A 17,823-nucleotide genomic window follows, 5' to 3' on the forward strand; every position below is an offset into this window, starting at 1 on the left:
GGGCCGTGTGGGTCTTTGCTGTCGCGGACGGGTACGTCGGCGTAGCCTCGCGCCACTTCGAGGCATTCGCCCTGGGGCGTACTTCCCCCGCTGTAGCTGGACTTGTGCCACCCGGTGAGGGTGGACGCGTCTGAGACGGTGCGCTCACTGCTGTCCATGTGCGTGTTCCTCCGCTGCCGCTCTGACGAGGGCCACTGACTCCTGTTGCGATAACGCGTCGCTCAGTGCAAGAGCGTAAGCCGTATGACTGGCGGCCACCAGCGCCGGATCGTCCATCAAGTTGCCGGTCAGGAAACCTTCGACGTAGGCCACCGGAGGCGATTCCTCGAAGCTCATGAGGGTGAGCAGACTCTCCATGAGGGCGTGAGCCCCGACGCCGTTCGGCAGTACATGCAGCCGCAACCGCCCCGCCTCGGCCAAGTCGGCGATCTTGCATAGCTGTTCGGCCATGACCTGTGGCCCGCCGACACGGCGCCGCAGTGCGGCCTCGTCGAACAGCGTCCAGACGACCGGCCTCGGCGAGCCGTCGAGAATTCGGGAACGCCTTGTTCGGATGACAACGGCTTCATCAAGCTCCTCCGCCGTGTGGTTCGGTCGGTACGCGCGGAACAAGGAACGCGCGTAGTTGTCGGTCTGGAGTACACCAGGCACCAGCGTCAATGCGAACTGCTGGATCAACGTGGCCTGCTGCTCCAGCTCGGCCACGACCGCGAAGTGGTCGGCGAACTTCGACTCTAGATCCTCCAGCCATCGCGCGAAGAACCCGTCTGTCCCCAGCGCCTGGTCGATCCGCTGTGCGTCGTCTGGCCTGGGAAGCCGCCTGCCCGCCTCGAAATGGCTGATCAGCGTTGGCGAGCACACCACGCGTTCGCTCAGCGCCTCCTGCGTCATATCGGCCGCCGTGCGCCGGATCCTCAACTCCTCCCCGTACTTCTCCCTTGGAGTGCGTGGCCTTCGGTCCATCTTCATGGGCTGACTCCCCGAGTTGAAAGGTGCGTTGTCAGGCGCGCCCTCCTTCCAGCGTAGTCAGAGCGACCCCCACTCTGTGAGGAAAGCGCCACACAGCGTGAAGAAGCGCAAGACCCTCGCGACCGGGGTGCACCGGCCCGAGGGCGTGGCCCACCAGCTGATGGGAGCTGATGAACGTGAGCAACCCTAGGGAGCGGTTCCTCGCCCGCGTGAGTGCACTTCTCGCCTTATTGCCGTCCTGCCACACGGCCGTCCACCGGGCCATGGAGGTGTCCGGATGAGCGCGATGACCGGTACCGGTCTGCGCCTGCTGCCGTGGACGGACCCGGACGGCAAGCCGTGTTATCTGTCGTCGGACGACGGGAACAGCCCGCTGAGCCGACGTGCGGACGCGATCGAGGCCGTACAGCTCTCCATGGGAGCGGAACTCCTCCGGCACGCCCGGGCGTTGCTGGACGCCCCCAGGGCGGACGCCCGGGAGCTGCGCTACCTCGCGGACCGGCTGTGCGAGGCGCTGTGCGACGTGTTGCGGGTCGCCGAGAGCAGGGGTGCCCGCCTGCCCTCGTACGGCGGGGACGACGACCCGGCCGTGGGCACGGCGCCCGGCAGCGCTGTGGGGACGTCGTGACCGACTGGCGAATCGGCCCCGTTCCGGGCCGGGGCCTGCACCGGGCGAACGGTGCGGAACTCGCGTTGCCGCTCCAGATCAGCAGGGGCGGGCGGCCTCTCACGATCGCCGAGCTGGAGCTGACCCTCGCGGCGGCGGAGCAGCTGCACGCGGCCCTGTGCTACGCGCTCGGTGAGCGGCCCCCGCCCCCCGATGCGCCCGAGTGCCGTCAGCCCGTCCGCTACCCGGGCGGCCGACAGCGGTACTGAAGAGGGCCGCCCTCGGGGCCATTCGCGAGGCGCCGTCCCGGCGGGGATGCCGCCGGGACGACGCCCGCGTGCCGTACGGCCGCGCTCAGCTGCAGTACTGCTCCTCCTTGCCGATCGAGCGGTACATGCAGTCCGCGTTCTCCACGAGTTGGAGCACCGCGTCGCGGTTGCGGCTGGTCTCGCGGTCGATGACCTCGTCGGGCGGGTAGAAGCCGCCCGCGCCGGAGGAGGTCGGGTACATCTCGAAGGTGTAGGCGAAGACCTTCTGGGTGCCCCACAGGTAGTCGTCGATCGCGCCGTCGGTGATGTAGAGCTCGCTCGACTGCTCGGGGGTGTAGCCGTTGCTCGCCGCCATCTTCTTGCCGACCGCGGCGAAGGCGTCGTAGTCGTCCCGCGTCATGCCGGTGGTGGTCTCGTCGTACGTCCAGCCGAACGGCCACAGCACCAGTTCGCTGTAGGTGTGGAAGTCGATCGCGGCCTTGATCTGCTGCTCGCCGCCCACGACGCGGCTGTGGGCGAAGTCGGCGACGACCTTCACCTCGGGGGCCGAACCGGCGCTGGCGCCGCGGTAGGTCTCGGACGCCGGGGAGCCGGAGGAGCCGCCGCAGCATCCCCACTTGAAGTCCCAGTTGCGGTTGAGGTCGGTGCCCACGGCGGACGAACCGGAGTTGGGCTGGCGGTTCTTGCGCCAGCTGCGGTAGGAGCCGGTGGCGATGTCGTACTCGCCGCCGTCCGGGTTCACATCGGGGACGATCCAGATCTCCCGGCCGTTGACCGCGTCCGTGATCCGGGAGTCGCTGCCGTAGCCCTCGGTGAACTGCTTCAGCAGATAGAGCGCCATCTCCACCGTAAGGTGCTCACGGGCGTGCTGATGGGCGGTGAAGAGGACCTCGGGCTCGTCCTCGTCCGTGGCCACATTGTCGCTGATCTTGAGGGCGACGATGTCGCGGCCCTCGTACGACTTCCCGATGACGCGCTTGCTGAGGATGGAAGGATACGTGGCGACCGCCGCGTTGATCTCGGCGTTCGCTTCGGCGTAGTTGTGGTACTTCGCGTCGGCCGACGGGAAGTCGAACGGCTTGGCCGCCCTGCCCCCGGCGCGGTCGGGCGGGCCCTGGAGCGCGGTGAGCCGGTAGCCGAGCGCGCGCACCCGCTCGGCCTGCGCCGGGTCGGCGGTGACGACCAGGGAGCGGGCGTCCACCTCGTCGATGGAGACCCCGGTGGCGGCGACCGCGGAGCGGTCGGCCCGGGAGGCGGGGCCGGAGACCGCGTACTGCCGCACGCTCTCGTCGGCGCCTCGGGCAGTGGGTGATGCGGTGCGCTCGGTGCCGGGCCGTGGGCTGGGATCGTCGGCCTGAGCTGCCATGGGTGCGGCGAGTGCGAGGGTGAGCAGCGCGGTGAGGGCGGTGGCCCGTCTACCGCTGATGCGACGTCGCATGACATCTCCTGGGGGGTGAGGGGCGAGCGACTGCCGCGCGCCAGTGTTCGGCCATGCGCATGACATGCGCAAGGGTGGGAAATGGTCGAAGCCGAAGGAACTTCTCATCGAGGGAAGGAACCCCCCGCATGAACAGATCTCTCATCGGTGCGCTCTCGGCCCTGTTGCTGGGCGGAGCGACCCTCGTCGGCGCGGGTGCGGCACCCGCGGCGGCCGCGTCGCCCGCCAAGGCTCCCGCCGAGGCCGCCGCCCCGGCTCCCGCCAAGGCCGCCGTCAAGGCCCCGAAGGCGGTCGACTTCGCGGGCACCGTGGCGCTCAGCAACTGCTCCGGCTCCGTCGTCCGCACGCCGGGCTCGGCCGACAGCGACCCCGCGCTCGTCCTCTCCAACGGACACTGCCTGGAGAGCGGCTTCCCCGGCGCGGGAGAGGTGATCGTCGACCAGCCGTCCAGCCGGAGCTTCACCCTGCTGACCGCCTCGGGCGGCCAGGCCGGAACCGTCCGGGCGAGCAAGGTCGCGTACGCGACGATGACCGACACCGATGTCTCGCTGTACCAGCTGACGTCCACATACGCGCAGATCCAGTCGTCATACGGCATCAAGGCGCTGCGGCTGTCGGACAGCCACCCGACCCAGGGCTCCGCCATCAATGTGGTCTCCGGCTACTGGAAGACGATCTACTCCTGCAATATCGACGGATTTGCATATCGCCTTAAGGAGGGCGACTGGACCTGGAAGGACTCGGTCCGCTACACCTCCGCCTGTAACACGATCGGCGGAACGTCGGGCTCTCCCGTCGTCGACCCGGCGTCCGGCGAGGTCGTGGCCGTGAACAACACGGGCAACGAGGACGGCGGCCGCTGCACCGTCAACAACCCCTGCGAGGTGGACGAGAACGGCACGGTGACGGTGCGCCAGGGCATCAACTACGGCCAGGAGACCTACGGCATCACCCAGTGCGTGACCACCGGCAACAAGATCGACCTCGGTCTGCCGGGGTGTGCGCTGCCCAAGCCCTAGCGAACACCCGTACGCCGGTGTGCCCCGCTACGTAAGGCGGGGCGCACCGGCGTACGTCGAACTGCCGTTCGCGATCCAGGGGCCTACAGCCCGTGGACGTGCGGGCCGACCGCCTTGGACCAGGCGTTCCCGCTGGCCGCGTCCCAGTTGGTGGACCAGGTCATCGCGCCACGGATGCCGGGGTAGGTCTTGGACGGCTTGAAGGAGCCGCAGCCGGAGCCCTTGGCGAGGCAGTCCAGGGCGTCGTTGACCACGCCCGGCTCGACATAGCCGGAGCCCGCGCCGCTGGTGGAGGCGGGCACGCCGATGCCCACCTGGGACGGGTCGAGGCCGTTCTCCAACTGGATGCAGGCGAGGGCGGTGAGGAAGTCGACCGAGCCCTGGGAGTAGACCTGGCCGTCACAGCCCTGCATCGAACCGCTGTTGTAGTACTGCATGTTGACCACCGTCAGGAAGTCCTTGATCCCCAGGGCGGTCTTGAAGTACTCGGTGGACGCCGACTGCATGTCGATGGTCTGCGGCGCCATGGTGACCACGACATCGCTCTTCTCGTCGTGGATGGCCTTGAGGGCCTTGGTCATGTACGTGGAGTTGACGCCGTTCTCGAGGTCGATGTCCACGCCGTTGAAGCCGTACTCGTCCATCAGGCCGGTGATGGAGGAGGCGAAGGCGTCCGCCGAGGCGTCGTCGCTGACCGAGATGGTGCCCTTCTCGCCGCCGACGGAGATGATCACGGACTTCCCGGCCGCCTGCTTGGCCTTGATGTCGTCCTTGAACTGCTGCTCGTCGCCGTAGCCGGTGGCGGGGTCGAGGGTGAAGTCGACCGCTCCGGGGGAGCCGGTGGCGTCCGCGAAGGCCACCGCGATGATGTCGTAGTCGTCCGGGACGTCCGAGAGCTTCTGCTTCGTCGCGCCGTTGTCGAAGTTTTGCCAGTACCCGGTGACGGCGTGTTCGGGGACGGCGGCCGCGTGCTGCCCCGCGTCCTGGTGCTCCTCGGACGCGTTGGCCATGCCCGTGGATATCAGCCCTCCTGCGGCGAGGGCGACGACTGCGGCGGCTCCGAGCAGCCGCTTGGTGAACTGTGCGCGTACCACGACAGCCTCCGTACGTGGGGGATGTGGGGGGAGGTGGTGCCAGTGCGCGTTCAGGGGCCCCTGTGGCGTGCGTATAAGGTGGTCCAGACCAATAGCGTTGTCAACCCCGCGCGGCATCCTCCCCGCACATGAGGGTGAAAAATGCGGATGAGGGGGCCAGGAGCGGTTGCGCCCCCGGCCCCCTCCGGCCCCTCTCGGTGAAGTCCCCCCGAAAGGGGGCGCGTCACGCCCCGCTCAAGAGGCCGCGTCGCGCTACGGCAGACCGTGGACCTTGGGGCCCACCGCGTTCGACCACGCGTTGCCCGCCGTCGCGTCCCAGTTGGTGGACCAGGTCATCGCGCCGCGCAGCCCCGGGTAGGTCCTGGCCGGTTTGAAGGAGCCGCAGTTCGTGCCGCGGGCCAGGCAGTCCAGGGCGTTGTTCACGACCGCCGGGGAGACATAGCCGCTGCCCGCGCCCCGCGTCGAGGCGGGCAGGCCCAGGCCCACCTGGGACGGTGAGAGGCCGCCCTCCAGCTGGATGCAGGCGAGGGCGGTGAGGAAGTCGACCGAGCCCTGGGAGTAGACCTTGCCGTCGCAGCCCAGCATGGAACCGCTGTTGTAGTACTGCATGTTGACCACGGTCAGGATGTCCTTGATGTTCAGCGCCGTCTGGAAGTAGGCGTTGGACGTGGACTGCATGTCGATGGTCTGCGGGGCCATGGTGATCACCAGGCCGGATCCGGCCTTCGCCGAAAGGGAGCGCAGCGCCTGGGTCATATAGGTGGCGTTGAGGCCGTTCTCCAGGTCGATGTCGACGCCGTTGAAGCCGTACTCGTTCATCAGGGCGTAGACGGAGTTGGCGAAGTTGTTCGCGGAGGTCGAGTCATTGACCGAGACCGTGCCGTTCTGACCGCCGATGGAGATCACCACGGACTTCCCGGCCGCCTGCTTGGCCTTGATGTCGTCCTTGAACTGCTGCTCGCTGCCGTAGCCGACGGCGGGGTCGAGGGTGAAGTCGACCGCTCCGGGGGAGCCGGTGACGTCCGCGAAGGCCACCGCGATGATGTCGTACTGGTCCTGGACCTCGCGCAGCTTCTGTACGGCCGCGCCATTGTTGAAGTTTTGCCAGTAGCCGGTGACCGCGTGCTTGGGCACGCCCCCGCCGCCCCCGCCGCTTCCGGCCGAGGTGGTGCCCGTGACGGCGGCGGACCTGGGCGACTCGCCCGCCGCGTTGGTGGCGGTGACCTGGAACCGGTACGAGGTGGACGGTGACAGCCCGGTCACGGTCGCGGAAGTGCCGCCTGCCGACCGCACCTTGGAGCCGTCGCGGTAGACCTCGTAGCCGGTCGCGCCGGTGGCCGGGGACCAGGACAGATCGATCGAGGACGAGGTGACGGCGCCGGTCCGCAGCCCGCTCGGCGCGGCGGGCACCGGGTCGCCGGGATCGCCGGGGCCGCCGCCGGGGCCGGACAGGCTGATGTCATCGGCGTAGTAGGCGGGCTGCCCGTACCAGCCGTGGGTGTAGACGGTCACCGAAGTGGTGCTGGCGCCGGTGGTGAAGCTGGTGCTGAGCTGCTGCCAGCCGGTCGCGGAGGGCGTCCAGGCGGAGACGTCGGTGGTGCCGGTGCCGCTCGCGCCGAGGTACACATAGCTGCCCTGGACCCAGGCGCTGAGGGTGTACGAGGAGTTGGGCTGGACGGCCACGGTCTGGGCGCAGCGGGCGTTGTCCGAGCCCGCCGGGGTGGCCTTGAGGGCGGCCGAGCCGCCGTGCACGGGACTCGCGACCGGGGTGCCGCTCGCCGCCGAGCAGGTCCAGCCGCTGAGGCCGGACTCGAAGCCGGGGTTTTGGGCGAGGTTGGCGGCCGCGGTACGTGAGGCGGCGCTGCCCTCGGTGGCGCGCGAGGTGGATCCCGAAGTGGCGCCCGCGGCGGGGCCGCTCAGGGCGACAAGTGCCGTGGCGCCCAGCGCGGTCGCGGCGAGCGCGCCGGTCAGCCGGGCGACGCCGCGTCTGAGTCGGGTGGGGCGGGGGTGCGGGGCACGGTCCATGACTGCCTCCGTGGGGGAATCCGTTGGGAAGCCGGGGTGAAGGAGGGGATTGCGGACGGTGGCCACCGTATGAACGTAAAGTGGTCCAGACCAATGCCCTTGTCAAGGGGATGCGCGCACTGAAGGATCGGGCCTGGTGTGCGTAACCCAGAGGAACTGTTCTCTCACGCCGTTTTCGTAGATAAAGTGACGACGCACCAGGACAGGGGCAGTAAGAGACAGGGCAGTAAAGACCTGCGGCCGCCGCCGCTCGGCGCCGATGTGAGACGGGGTAGCCGACGTGCCCACCGCGATAGCAGTCACCGGCCGTGAGCTGGTGCTTCCGCCGCCCGACGGGCAGACCCCGTCGGCCGTCGTGCTCCGCCCGCCGGACGCACAGTTACTCGACGACGCCCTCGCCGAGGTCGGGACCCTCCTCGACCAGCAGGGCTATCTCGTCGTGCTGTACCCCGCCGCGACCCCCGCGGCCGTGGTCCGCAGGCTCCACACCGTGCGCTCCGTCCTGGAGACCGACCGGATGGCGCTGCTGCCGCTCGAACTGCCCCCGCTGGCCGTCGCCGTGCTGGCCCGTCAGCTGCGCCAGCTGTCCGTATCCGACTTCAGCCCCGGCGTGCTGGCGTGCGCCGCCCGGCTGCTCTCCCACTACATCCACGCGGGCGCCCTGCTCGGCAGCGTCGCCAAGCTGGACCGGGTCCCGGTCAGCCTCACCTCGCACGTCAAGTCCTGGATGCCAGGGGCACACTTCGGGGTGCTCGCCCACCCCACCCCGCACCTGGTCAAGGTCGGCGGCGCGACCGAGCTGCCCGCCCCGGGGTACGCCACCTCCATGACCGTCGCCCGGGGGCAGCTCAGCAGCCATGGCTTCGGCGGCGGCGCGGGCCACGACGACTGGGTCACCGGCGCCCTCGCCCCCGCCTGGGGCGTACGCGCGGTGGAGGAGGTGCCGTTGCCCGCCGAGTCGGCGCGCTGGTGGGGCACCCCGAAGCTGATCGAGTTCGCCGCGGCCATCCCCGACCTCTCGGTCCTCTACCAGCTCGTGGCGTCCGTACGGAGAGAGGAATGCCACTGGTGCGGCTTTGAACTCATCGGCGACCGCTGCGCCTTCTGCTCCTGCCCGGTGGCCCGCGGCGATGAGATCCCCGCACTGCTCATGTCCCAGCGTCCCGCCCTGACCAGCCGGTAACGTCCCCGAACGAGGTTGTGCGACCCATGAATTCACGCCAGCGCCGCGGAGTCATCCTGCTGCTCCTGTCGGTCCTGTGTGCCGTCGGCGCCTTCGCCGGAGTCCTCTCCGTCGTCAACGACGTGGAGTCGAAGGTCGGCCCCGAGACCACGGCCTACAAGCTCACCTCGGACGTCAAGCCGTACAAGGCGCTGGACGCGGGGGAGTTCGAGAAGGTCTCGATGCCCAAGCGCTATGTGCCCGCCACCGCCGTCACCGATCTCGACGAGCTACGCGGGAAGATCGCGGTGACCCAGCTGACCAAGGGGTCGCTGCTCCAGCGCGACATGATCGTGAACCGGCCCGCCCTGAAGCCCGGACAGCAGGAGATCGCGATCATGGTCGACGCGGCGACCGGTGTCGCGGGCAAGATCACCCCGGGGGCGCGGGTCAATATCTACGCCACCTTCGAGGGCAGCACCCAGGGCGAGAAGCCGGTCTCCAAGCTGATCGTCGCGGGCGCCGAGGTGCTCGACCTCGGCAAGATCACCGCCCTGGAGCCGGACCGGGACGACAAGCGGCGGATCGACGAGGCCGTGCCGATCACCTTCGCGCTCGACACCAGGAACGCCCAGCGCGTGGCCTACGCGGAGTCGTTCGCCTCGCATGTGCGGCTCGCGCTGGTCGCGCCCGGCGGGGGACCCTCCATAGACCCCGACGACCGCACCTACACCCTCGACGGCGACAAATGAGTGAGGAGGTGCCGCGGTGACGATCAGGATTCTCCCCGCCGTCGGCGACCCCGACGCCGCCCACTCCCTGAGCGGGCTGCTCGGCCAGCTGCCCGGTGCCGAACCGTCGGCGCCGGTGGGCGACTCGACCCTGCTGCTCGACACCCTCGCCTCGCTGGCCGCCGCCTCCCTGGAGGAGCTGCCGGAGGTCGTCCTCGTCCATGAGCGCATCGGCCCGGCCCCGGCGCTCGAGCTGATCCGCGAGATCGCGCTGCGCTTCCCCGCGGTGGGCGTGGTGCTGGTGACCGCCGACGCGGGGCCCGCGCTGTACTCGGCCGCCATGGACGCCGGGGCCCGCGGCATCGCCGGGATACCGCTGGCGTACGAGGAGCTGGCGGCCCGGGTGCAGGGCGCCGCCCAGTGGGCCACGGGCGTGCGGCGCCATCTCGGGGGCGGCGGTGACCCCTATGCCGCCGGGCCCGGCGGGAAGCTGGTCGCGGTCGCGGGCGCCAAGGGCGGGGTCGGCACCACCGTGACCGCCGTACAGCTCGCGCTCGCCGCGCGGGCCGCGGGCCGCAAGGTCGCGCTGGTCGACATGGACCTCCAGTCCGGGGACATCGCCTCGTACCTCGACGTCCAGTTCCGGCGCTCGATCGCCGATCTGGCGCAGATCAACGACATCTCGCCGCGGGTGCTCCAGGACGCGGTGTTCACCCACCAGACCGGGCTCGGGCTGCTGCTCGCGCCGGGCGAGGGCGAGCGCGGCGAGGAGGTGACCGACCGCACCGCCCGGCAGGTCATCGGCGCGCTGCGGTCGCGCTTCGAGGTCGTGATCGTCGACTGCGGTACGCAGATGACCTCCGCGGGCGCCGCCGCCGTGGAGCTCGCGGACATCGCGCTGCTGGTGACCACGCCCGACGTGGTCGCGGTGCGCGCCGCCAAGCGCATGGTCCGGCTCTGGGACCGGCTCCAGATCCGCAAGGCGGAGGAGACCGTGACCGTGGTCAATCGGCACACCCGCAGCGCGGAGATCCAGCCGCAGCTGGTCCAGCGGGCCACCGGCACGGTGGTGGCCCGTACGGCGGTCCCGGCCGGGTTCAAGGAGCTCCAGCCCGCCGTCGACTCGGGCCGGATGCACGACCTGGACGCCAAGTCGGCCGTCAAACAGGCGTTGTGGGGGCTGGCCGGTGAGCTGGGCCTGGTGGAGGCGGCACCCCCGGGCGGTGGCCGCCGCGCCAACCACCGGGGTGGCCACGCGGCCGGGGGCGGCGGCGAGCGCGTCCTGCCGGGGCTGCGGCGGCGCCATGCCATAGAGGCGGGCGGCGACCCGGCGCAGGGCAGCGTGGGCGACGGCACCGACGCGCTGAACGAGCTCGCCCCGCCGTCCACCAGGGGCTTCCTGCGCAAGCGGGGCGGCGGCGACCGGGGCCAGGTGACGGTCGAGTTCCTGGGCGTCCTGCCGCTGGCCCTGACCGTGCTCGCGGTCATCTGGCAGCTGGTGCTGGTGGGTTACACCTACTCGCTGGCGGGCAACTCCGCCGACAAGGGCGCCCGCGCGGGCGCCGCCAAGGGCGCGGGCGCCTGCCAGGACGCGGCGGCGAAGGACATCCCCGGCTCCTGGACCGCCGACATCGACTGCGGCGGCGGCGACGGCACGGTCTACAAGGCCACGGTCAGGCTCCACGTGCCGATCCTCTTCCCGGGCGCCGCCGACTTCCCCTGGACGGTCACGGGCACGGCGGGCGCGGCGGACGAGACCGACCTGGCGGGCGGAGGAGAGTGACGTGACCCGAGGCCACCGCACCCCCGCGCGGACCGCCCGCGCACACCCCACGACGACCCCCCGCGACCCAGGCCGCCCTGCGGCGGCAACCACGCCGGGCGATGGCCCCCCGCCCGCCGCCGCGCGGCCCGGGAGCCGGGGCTGGGCACCGGGGGGACCCCGCGGCGCGGCGGCGGCCACTGTGCGGTGGAGCCGCCGGGGGCGGGGCGACGGTGGGTCGGCGTCCATCGAGTTCCTTGGGTTTCTGCCGGTCCTCATCCTCGTCGCGCTCGCCGCCGTACAACTCGGCATCGCCGCGTACGCCGCGCAGCAGGCCGGGACCGCGGCGCGGGCGGCGGCGCGGACGGCGTCGCTGGACGAGCCGCGTACCAGCCCACAGGCCGCCGGGAAGGCGGCGATGAGCGGGTGGCTGGCTGACGGGGCGAGCATCGGCAGCGGGGGCTGCGGGGGCGGGGAGGCGCGGGCCACCGCGACCGTGGAGATCCCCTCCGTCATCCCCGGCTTCGACTTCGGCAGCGCCGAGAAGAGCGCCACCATGCCCTGCGACGAAGGGGGCGGCGGTACGGGCGACTTGGCGTCGCACGCGTCGGGCGCGTCGCACGCGTCGGGCGTGTCGGGCGTGTCGGGCGCGCTGCGGGGCTCGGCCGGGTCGGGAGGCGGACGATGAGCCTGCGGGCCCGTATCACCGCACCCGAGGGGCCCGGCGAGGGCGGCGGGCGCCAGGACGGGCACCTCGTCTCCGCCTACCGCGCCAAGCTGCTGGAGGAGATCGACCTCGCCGAGATGTCCTCGCTCTCCACCGCCGAGCGCCGCTCCCGGCTGGAGCGGGTGCTCGGCCACATCATCAGCCGCGAGGGCCCGGTGCTGTCCACCAGCGAGCGCTCCCAGCTGATCCGCCGGGTGGTGGACGAGGCGCTGGGCCTCGGGGTGCTCGAACCGCTCCTCGAGGACACCTCCATCACCGAGATCATGGTCAACGGCCCGGACCAGATCTTCGTGGAGCGCGCGGGCCGGGTCGAGCTGGTCCCGGTCCGCTTCGCCTCCCAGGAGCAGCTGATGCAGACCATCGAGCGGATCGTCTCGACGGTCAACCGCCGGGTGGACGAGTCGAATCCGATGGTCGACGCCAGGCTCCCGTCCGGTGAGCGGGTCAACGTGATCATCCCGCCGCTCGCCCTCACCGGCGCCACGCTCACCATCCGCCGCTTCCCCCGCGCCTACACCCTCCATGAGCTGATCGGCATGGGCACGCTGGACGAGCAGATGCTGATGCTGCTCGCGGCGCTGGTGCGGGCCAAGTTCAACGTCGTGGTCTCGGGCCCCACGGGGTCCGGCAAGACCACGCTGCTCAACGCCCTCTCCGGGCTGATCCCCGACGGGGAGCGCATCATCACCGTCGAGGACGCCGCCGAGCTCCAGCTGCAGCAGACCCATGTCATCCGGCTGGAGTCCCGGCCGCCCAATGTCGAGGGCAAGGGCCGGATCACCATCCGCGACCTGGTCCGCAACTCCCTCCGGATGCGCCCCGACCGCATCATCGTCGGCGAGGTGCGCGGCGGGGAGACGCTGGACATGCTCCAGGCCATGTCCACCGGGCACGACGGTTCGCTGGCCACCGTCCACGCCAACAGCGCCGAGGACGCGCTGATGCGGCTCCAGACGCTCGCCTCCATGTCGGACGTGGCGATCCCCTACGAGGCGCTGCGGGACCAGATCAACAGCGCCGTGGACTGCATCGTCCAGCTCGTCCGGCAGGCCGACGGCTCGCGGCGGATCAGCGAGATCGCGCTGCTCGACAGCCACGGCCACGAGGCCTACCGCATCGCCACCGTCTGCCGCTTCGACGCCCAGCCGATGGGCGCGGACCGGGTGGTGCACGGGCGGTTCCGCTACTTCCCGCTGCCGGAGCGGGTGGCCGAGCGGCTGCGGATGGCCGGTGAGTCGGTGCCGCCCGCCTTCGGCGTGGCCGCCTTCCCGGCGCAGCTGGCCACCCGCGCGGCCGGATACGACCCGTACGACCGGCCGCCGTACGACCGGCCCCCGTTCGGCGGCCCTCCACATGACCGGCCGCCGTACGACCGGCCCTCACCCGACCGGCCGCCGTACGACCGCCCTCCACCCGACCGGCCGCCGTACGACCGACCCTCGTTCGACCCCAGGGACCGGAGGTAGCAGGGCCCATGGACCATCTCGCGACGGCCGCCCTCGGCGCGACGCTGGTGTGCGGCGCGCTGGGCGTCGTGGGCGTGCACACCTACGCACGCGGCAAGGAGCAGCAGCGCGCGCTGATCGACCGGCTGTCGGAGACCGGCCCGCTGCCGGGCACCGCCCGCGCGCGCCGCTTCTCGGGTGTCGACCGGCGGCTGCGCACCACCTCCCTGGGTCGGAAGCTGGAGCTGCGGCTGGCGGCCACGGGCCTGGAGATCACCCCGGGGGAGTTCTTCGTCTACACGGCGGGGGCGGCGGCCGGGCTGTGGCTGATCGCGGCGTCCTTCCTGGCGGCGTTCTTCGGCCCGATAGCGGCGGTGGTCGCCGTCTGGGGGTCCTTCGCGTTCCTCAACTGGCAGCGGCAGAAGCGGATAGAGCGCTTCATCAACCAACTGCCCGAGCTGTCGCGGATCCTGGCCAACGCCACCCAGGCCGGGCTGGCGCTGCGCACCGCGCTCGGCATGGCGGCGGACGAGATGGAGGCCCCGGCGGGCGAGGAGCTGGGCAAGGTCGCGGCCAAGCTGGCGGTGGGCCACTCGATCGACGACGCGCTGGAGGAGCTGGCCGAGCGGCTGCCGTCCCGGGAGCTGGTGGTGCTGGTCACCACGCTGGTGCTGTCCAACCGCGCGGGCGGCACCGTGGTCAGCTCGCTGCGCAACCTGACCCAGACGCTGGAGGAGCGCAAGGAGACCCGGCGGGAGGTGCGCACCCAGCTCTCGCAGGTGACCGTCACCGCCTATGTCGTCCCGCTGCTGGGGATCGGGACACTGCTGCTGATGAACCGGATCTCGGCCGGTTCGCTGGACCGGATGACCTCGTCCTTCTGGGGGCAGGCGGCGGTGGTCGTGGCCTTCTGCCTGTACGGGATCGGCTTCTTCCTGATCCGCCGCATGTCCAAGATCGACGTATAGCGACCGACGTACGAGCGAATCCAGGAAGAGGGGACTCAAGGGAGATGGCACTGCTGCTGGCGCTGGCGGCCGGGCTCGCGGTGGCGGGCATCGCCTACGGCATCGCGCTGTACCGCAGCGAGGCCAAGCTGCCCAGCGATCTGGCGGTGGCGCTGGAGGTCGGCTCCAGCCGGACGACCGTGGTCGGCTCGGCCGTCGACCGGCTGGGCATGCGCTACGCCCCGCTGGTGCTGCGGCTGATGGGCGAGAAGCGGGTGGCCCGGGTCCGCCGCCGGATCGATCTGGCGGGCAACCCGGGCGGTCTGACGGTGGATCGCTACGCGGCCCGCCGGGCCGTCTACGGGGCGCTCGGCTTCGTCGGGGCGCTGGTGATGCTGCTCAAGGGCCAAGTGCTGCTGGCGCTGCTGCTGGTGGCGTTCGGGCTGTTCTGGATCGAGGTGGGCATCTGGGCGGCGGTGCGTGAGCGCAAGGACGCGATCGAGCGGACGCTGCCGGACTTTCTGGATGTCCTGGCCGTCGTGGTGAGCGCGGGTTTGAGCTTCCGTCAGGCCCTGGACCGGGTCGCAGAGAAGTATGAGGGCCCCTGGGCGGATGAACTTCGCATCACACTTCGGCAAATGGACATGGGGGTCAGTCGTCGTCAGGCGTTCGAGGAACTACGTAAACGTAATGACTCGGAACAGGTCGCGCAGTTCGTCACCGCCCTTCAGCAGGGCGAGGAGCTGGGCGCTCCGATTGTCGAAACGCTGATCGCCATTGCGAATGACATGCGCCGTACGGACGCCCAGAACGCGCGGCGGCGCGCGGCCCGCGCGGTGCCCAAGGCGACCATGGTCATCACGACCTTCATGGTGCCCGGAACGATGGTGCTGCTCGTCGCGGGGTTCTTCATCGGCTCCGGCACCGACTTCGGCTCGGTGACCGGGGACTGACGGTCTCTTTTGCGTGAAGCGCCTTCGCGGATGCAATTGAATATGGGACAGTCGTCGATGGAGGGCTCCTCGGTGCCGGGAGGGGGTGAGACGGATGCGCGGCCGGGGTTGGTCGTCACGTCTACGGTTCGAACGTGGTGAACGGGGAAGGCAATGCTTCCTGGGGCACTGTTCCGAGACGGCTGTTTCGGCGTACTTTGCTCGTGTCGCCAGCGACACCACGGGGGTTGAGTCGCCGGACCACAGAGGGACGGCAGCCCATGGAGGGGAACACAATGGGGAAGCGCGTCATGCGGAACGATCGGGGGCAGACCTCGATCGAATATCTGGGCATCATCGCCGTGGTGGTGGCCATCGTGCTGGTCCTGTCGACCACGGACTTCGGCAGCATGATCGCGAACGCCATCTCCGACAAGATCTCGCAGGTCGTCGGCATCTGACCGGTCTCGTGACAGCGCGCCGAGATTTCAGGAGCGACGCGGGGCAGGCGTTTCCGATCTACATCACGGCGGTGGCGGGCCTGCTCTTCCTGGCGCTCGCCCTCTTCGCCGTCGGCCAGGCCGGAGCCACCCGCAACGGCGGACAGACCGCCGCCGACGCGGCGGCCCTCGCGGCCGCCCAGGACTACCGCGACCAGCTGCGCAAGGGGTTCCTTGAGGCGATCGCGAACGGCAGCGCATGGGATGACCTGCTGGACGGACGGGGACTGGGCGGCACCAACGCCTGCGACGAGGCGCAGTGGTTCGCCGACCAGAACGGGGCGGATGTGACCGACTGCCGCGGGCCCGACTTCCTGCCGACGTCCTTCACCGTCAGCGTGAAGACGCACAAGCCGGTGGGCAAGACCGTCATCCCCGGTACGGAGGGCCAGTACGGGGAGGCGACGGCGAAGGCGGTCGTCACCCCGCGCTGCACGGCCGCGCCGCCGTCCGCCCCGCCGACGGGGCGGCCCGACGGCGGCGGTAAGGACGACGGCAAGGGCGGGGACGGCGGTAAGGACGACGGCAAGGATGACAAGCCGCCCATCGACCTCCGCTGCGATGGGATCGACCTGACCATCGACCCGACGCGGCTCGATCTCTTCCCCGACGCCAAGGACCTCTTCTCCGTGCACCTGGCCGACTGACGAGCGAACGAAGAGCGAACGAAGAGCGAACGAAGAGCAGAAGAGCAAAGGACAGCGAGCGATGAGCATTCGGCACACGACGAAGGCCCGGAGGGGGGCCGTCGCGACGGCGCTCGCCGCGGCCCTGGCCCTCGCCGTGGCCGGGTGCGGCAGCGGCGATGGCGATGGCGACGGCGACAAGAAGCCCGACGGCGCCGCGGACCGGACGTCGACCGCGGCCAAGAACGACGGCGACGAGCAGGAGCCCGCGGCGGACTCCTCCAAGACCATCGGCGAGATGAAGGGGCCCGGCGGGGTCGTCGTCACCCTGCACTCCGCGGTGCGCGACGACGGCGGGTTCGTCACCGTCAACGCCACCGTCACCAACCGGGGCAGCCGACTCTTCAACGCGATCGACTGGCGCTCGAAGGAGACCGAGGTGAAGTCGCTCTCGTCCGTCTCCGGTGCGTCCCTGGTCGATGAGAAGGGCAAGAAGCGCTATCTCGTCCTCCGGGACACCGATGGCCAATGCCTGTGTACCACGGGGCTGTCCGGGATCAAGCCCAATGAGAGCCGACCGCTGTTCGCGCAGTTCCCGGCCCCGCCGAAGAGCGTCAAGGAGCTCGACTTCCAGATCCCGACCATGCCGTCCGTCAGCGTCACCCTCTCCGGGTGAGCCGCGCCATGACACCGCAGACCATGCCGCCGCGGACGACGGGCCGTCCCGTGCGCCGCGGCCCCGTGCTGGCCGCGCTGGCCTCCACCGCGCTCCTGGTCACCCTCACCGCCCCGGCGCCGCCCGCCCACGCGGACAGCGGCCCCGGCGCGCCCGCCGACACCACCCCGCCGGTGGAGATCGACGCCAAGGACTCCGATCTGAAGATGCCCGAGGGCGCCAAGCTGGCGCCCGGCCGGGTCCTGGACATCAAGTCCGTGGTCGAGACGGACGACGGCGACGAGCGGCGCGAGGACACCAACGCCAAGGTGAAGTTCGCCCTCCAGGCCGAGGTGCTCTTCGGCAAGGACAGCGCCAAGCTGGGCGGCGACGCGCGGACCCGGATCAAGGAGATCGCCTCCGAGGCCGAGCGCCAGAACGCCGAGACTGTCCGCGTCTTCGGCTTCACCGACGACCTGGGCTCCGCGGGCCACGGCATCGTGCTGTCCAAGCAGCGGGCCAACGCGGTACAGCAGGCACTCGCCGAGGACCTCGACCCTTCCGTCAACTACGAGATCCGGGGCTACGGCGAGCAGTACCCGATCGCGGACAACGCGACCGAGGAGGGCCGCAAGCGCAACCGCCGAGTAGAGGTCAGCTTCCCCAGAACCAGCTGACCTGCGGGTGATCCGGCGGATTTTCCCCACCCCGCCCCTCCCCGAACCTGGGACTCTGCCCCAGCCCCCGAACCTGGGACTCCGCCCCAGGCCCCGGAGCGGGGTTTCGCTCCAGCCCTTGGACGGGGGCTTCGTCTCTGCCCGGAGCGGGGCTTGCACCAAACTCCGGGCCGGGGCTTCGCCCCAGGCCCTGGACCCGGGCTCCGCCCCAGGCTCCGGGGCGGGGTTTGGCTCCAGC

The 17,823-nt window shown here is 70.7% G+C and carries 19 protein-coding genes; 14 read left to right on the top strand and 5 right to left on the bottom strand.

What is annotated here, in order from left to right; all coding sequences use genetic code 11:
* Together VT50_RS36625 and VT50_RS36630 are read right to left on the bottom strand one after the other, a co-directional pair.
* Positions 1 to 158 (bottom strand): DUF397 domain-containing protein (locus VT50_RS36625; protein WP_079343973.1); only part of this gene is annotated, 158 nt, incomplete at its 3' end.
* Positions 145 to 969, bottom strand: a complete 825-nt coding sequence (locus VT50_RS36630; protein ID WP_046089972.1) for a helix-turn-helix domain-containing protein — start codon at positions 967 to 969, stop codon at positions 145 to 147. The genes VT50_RS36625 and VT50_RS36630, both read right to left, overlap by 14 nt.
* Before the next feature lie 277 nt (positions 970 to 1,246).
* On the opposite strand from VT50_RS36630, the gene VT50_RS36635 reads away from it, so the two are divergent.
* Positions 1,247 to 1,597, top strand: coding sequence for a hypothetical protein (locus VT50_RS36635; RefSeq protein WP_046089973.1), 351 nt, complete (start codon positions 1,247 to 1,249; stop codon positions 1,595 to 1,597).
* On the top strand, positions 1,594 to 1,845 hold the full coding sequence (locus tag VT50_RS36640; RefSeq protein ID WP_046089974.1) for a hypothetical protein: 252 nt from the start codon (positions 1,594 to 1,596) through the stop codon (positions 1,843 to 1,845). Before VT50_RS36635 ends, VT50_RS36640 begins: the two co-directional genes overlap by 4 nt.
* A gap of 85 nt (positions 1,846 to 1,930) precedes the next feature.
* Here the strand turns inward: VT50_RS36640 and VT50_RS36645 are convergent, their stop codons facing one another.
* Positions 1,931 to 3,283, bottom strand: a complete 1,353-nt coding sequence (locus VT50_RS36645) for a M14 family metallopeptidase (protein ID WP_046089975.1) — start codon at positions 3,281 to 3,283, stop codon at positions 1,931 to 1,933.
* 128 nt (positions 3,284 to 3,411) lie between these two features.
* Here VT50_RS36645 and VT50_RS36650 point away from each other — a divergent pair, with 128 nt between their 5' ends.
* On the top strand, positions 3,412 to 4,302 hold the full coding sequence (locus tag VT50_RS36650; RefSeq protein ID WP_046089976.1) for a S1 family peptidase: 891 nt from the start codon (positions 3,412 to 3,414) through the stop codon (positions 4,300 to 4,302).
* A gap of 83 nt (positions 4,303 to 4,385) precedes the next feature.
* Here VT50_RS36650 and VT50_RS36655 read toward each other — a convergent pair whose 3' ends face one another.
* Together VT50_RS36655 and VT50_RS36660 are read right to left on the bottom strand one after the other, a co-directional pair.
* Positions 4,386 to 5,396: a chitinase gene (locus tag VT50_RS36655; protein WP_046089977.1), complete on the bottom strand. Its 1,011-nt coding sequence runs from the start codon at positions 5,394 to 5,396 to the stop codon at positions 4,386 to 4,388.
* A 252-nt stretch (positions 5,397 to 5,648) separates the two neighbouring features.
* Entirely contained in the window at positions 5,649 to 7,421 is a 1,773-nt protein-coding gene (locus tag VT50_RS36660) for a chitinase (protein ID WP_046089978.1), read from the bottom strand.
* A gap of 280 nt (positions 7,422 to 7,701) precedes the next feature.
* Between VT50_RS36660 and VT50_RS36665 the strand changes: the two genes are divergently transcribed.
* The 11 genes from VT50_RS36665 (at position 7,702) to VT50_RS36710 (ending at position 17,585) form a co-directional block, all read left to right on the top strand.
* On the top strand, positions 7,702 to 8,604 hold the full coding sequence (locus tag VT50_RS36665; RefSeq protein ID WP_046089979.1) for a hypothetical protein: 903 nt from the start codon (positions 7,702 to 7,704) through the stop codon (positions 8,602 to 8,604).
* 26 nt (positions 8,605 to 8,630) lie between these two features.
* Positions 8,631 to 9,335: a Flp pilus assembly protein CpaB gene (cpaB, locus tag VT50_RS36670; protein ID WP_046089980.1), complete on the top strand. Its 705-nt coding sequence runs from the start codon at positions 8,631 to 8,633 to the stop codon at positions 9,333 to 9,335.
* A gap of 16 nt (positions 9,336 to 9,351) precedes the next feature.
* Positions 9,352 to 11,097: a CpaE/TadZ family protein gene (locus VT50_RS36675; RefSeq protein WP_046089981.1), complete on the top strand. Its 1,746-nt coding sequence runs from the start codon at positions 9,352 to 9,354 to the stop codon at positions 11,095 to 11,097.
* 181 nt (positions 11,098 to 11,278) lie between these two features.
* Positions 11,279 to 11,764, top strand: coding sequence for a TadE/TadG family type IV pilus assembly protein (locus VT50_RS36680; protein ID WP_240529459.1), 486 nt, complete (start codon positions 11,279 to 11,281; stop codon positions 11,762 to 11,764).
* Positions 11,761 to 13,269 carry a TadA family conjugal transfer-associated ATPase gene (locus tag VT50_RS36685; RefSeq protein WP_240529460.1) on the top strand — a complete coding sequence of 503 codons (1,509 nt, stop codon included), beginning with the start codon at positions 11,761 to 11,763 and terminating at the stop codon, positions 13,267 to 13,269. Before VT50_RS36680 ends, VT50_RS36685 begins: the two co-directional genes overlap by 4 nt.
* An 8-nt stretch (positions 13,270 to 13,277) precedes the next feature.
* Positions 13,278 to 14,216: a type II secretion system F family protein gene (locus VT50_RS36690; protein WP_046089982.1), complete on the top strand. Its 939-nt coding sequence runs from the start codon at positions 13,278 to 13,280 to the stop codon at positions 14,214 to 14,216.
* 44 nt (positions 14,217 to 14,260) lie between these two features.
* Complete coding sequence (locus VT50_RS36695) at positions 14,261 to 15,148, top strand: DUF5936 domain-containing protein (protein ID WP_046089983.1); 888 nt, start codon at positions 14,261 to 14,263, stop codon at positions 15,146 to 15,148.
* Between the two features lie 290 nt (positions 15,149 to 15,438).
* Positions 15,439 to 15,588 (top strand): hypothetical protein, encoded by a 150-nt coding sequence (locus VT50_RS39895; protein ID WP_162496074.1) that lies wholly within the window; start codon positions 15,439 to 15,441, stop codon positions 15,586 to 15,588.
* An 8-nt stretch (positions 15,589 to 15,596) separates the two neighbouring features.
* Positions 15,597 to 16,274 carry a pilus assembly protein TadG-related protein gene (locus VT50_RS36700; protein WP_053048812.1) on the top strand — a complete coding sequence of 226 codons (678 nt, stop codon included), beginning with the start codon at positions 15,597 to 15,599 and terminating at the stop codon, positions 16,272 to 16,274.
* A gap of 61 nt (positions 16,275 to 16,335) precedes the next feature.
* Positions 16,336 to 16,929, top strand: coding sequence for a hypothetical protein (locus tag VT50_RS36705; protein WP_046089984.1), 594 nt, complete (start codon positions 16,336 to 16,338; stop codon positions 16,927 to 16,929).
* An 8-nt stretch (positions 16,930 to 16,937) separates the two neighbouring features.
* Complete coding sequence (locus VT50_RS36710; RefSeq protein ID WP_240529461.1) at positions 16,938 to 17,585, top strand: OmpA family protein; 648 nt, start codon at positions 16,938 to 16,940, stop codon at positions 17,583 to 17,585.
* Positions 17,586 to 17,823: the final 238 nt, after the last annotated feature.

The sequence above is a fragment of the Streptomyces antioxidans genome (assembly GCF_000968685.2).
Classification (GTDB): Bacteria; Actinomycetota; Actinomycetes; order Streptomycetales; family Streptomycetaceae; genus Streptomyces; species Streptomyces antioxidans.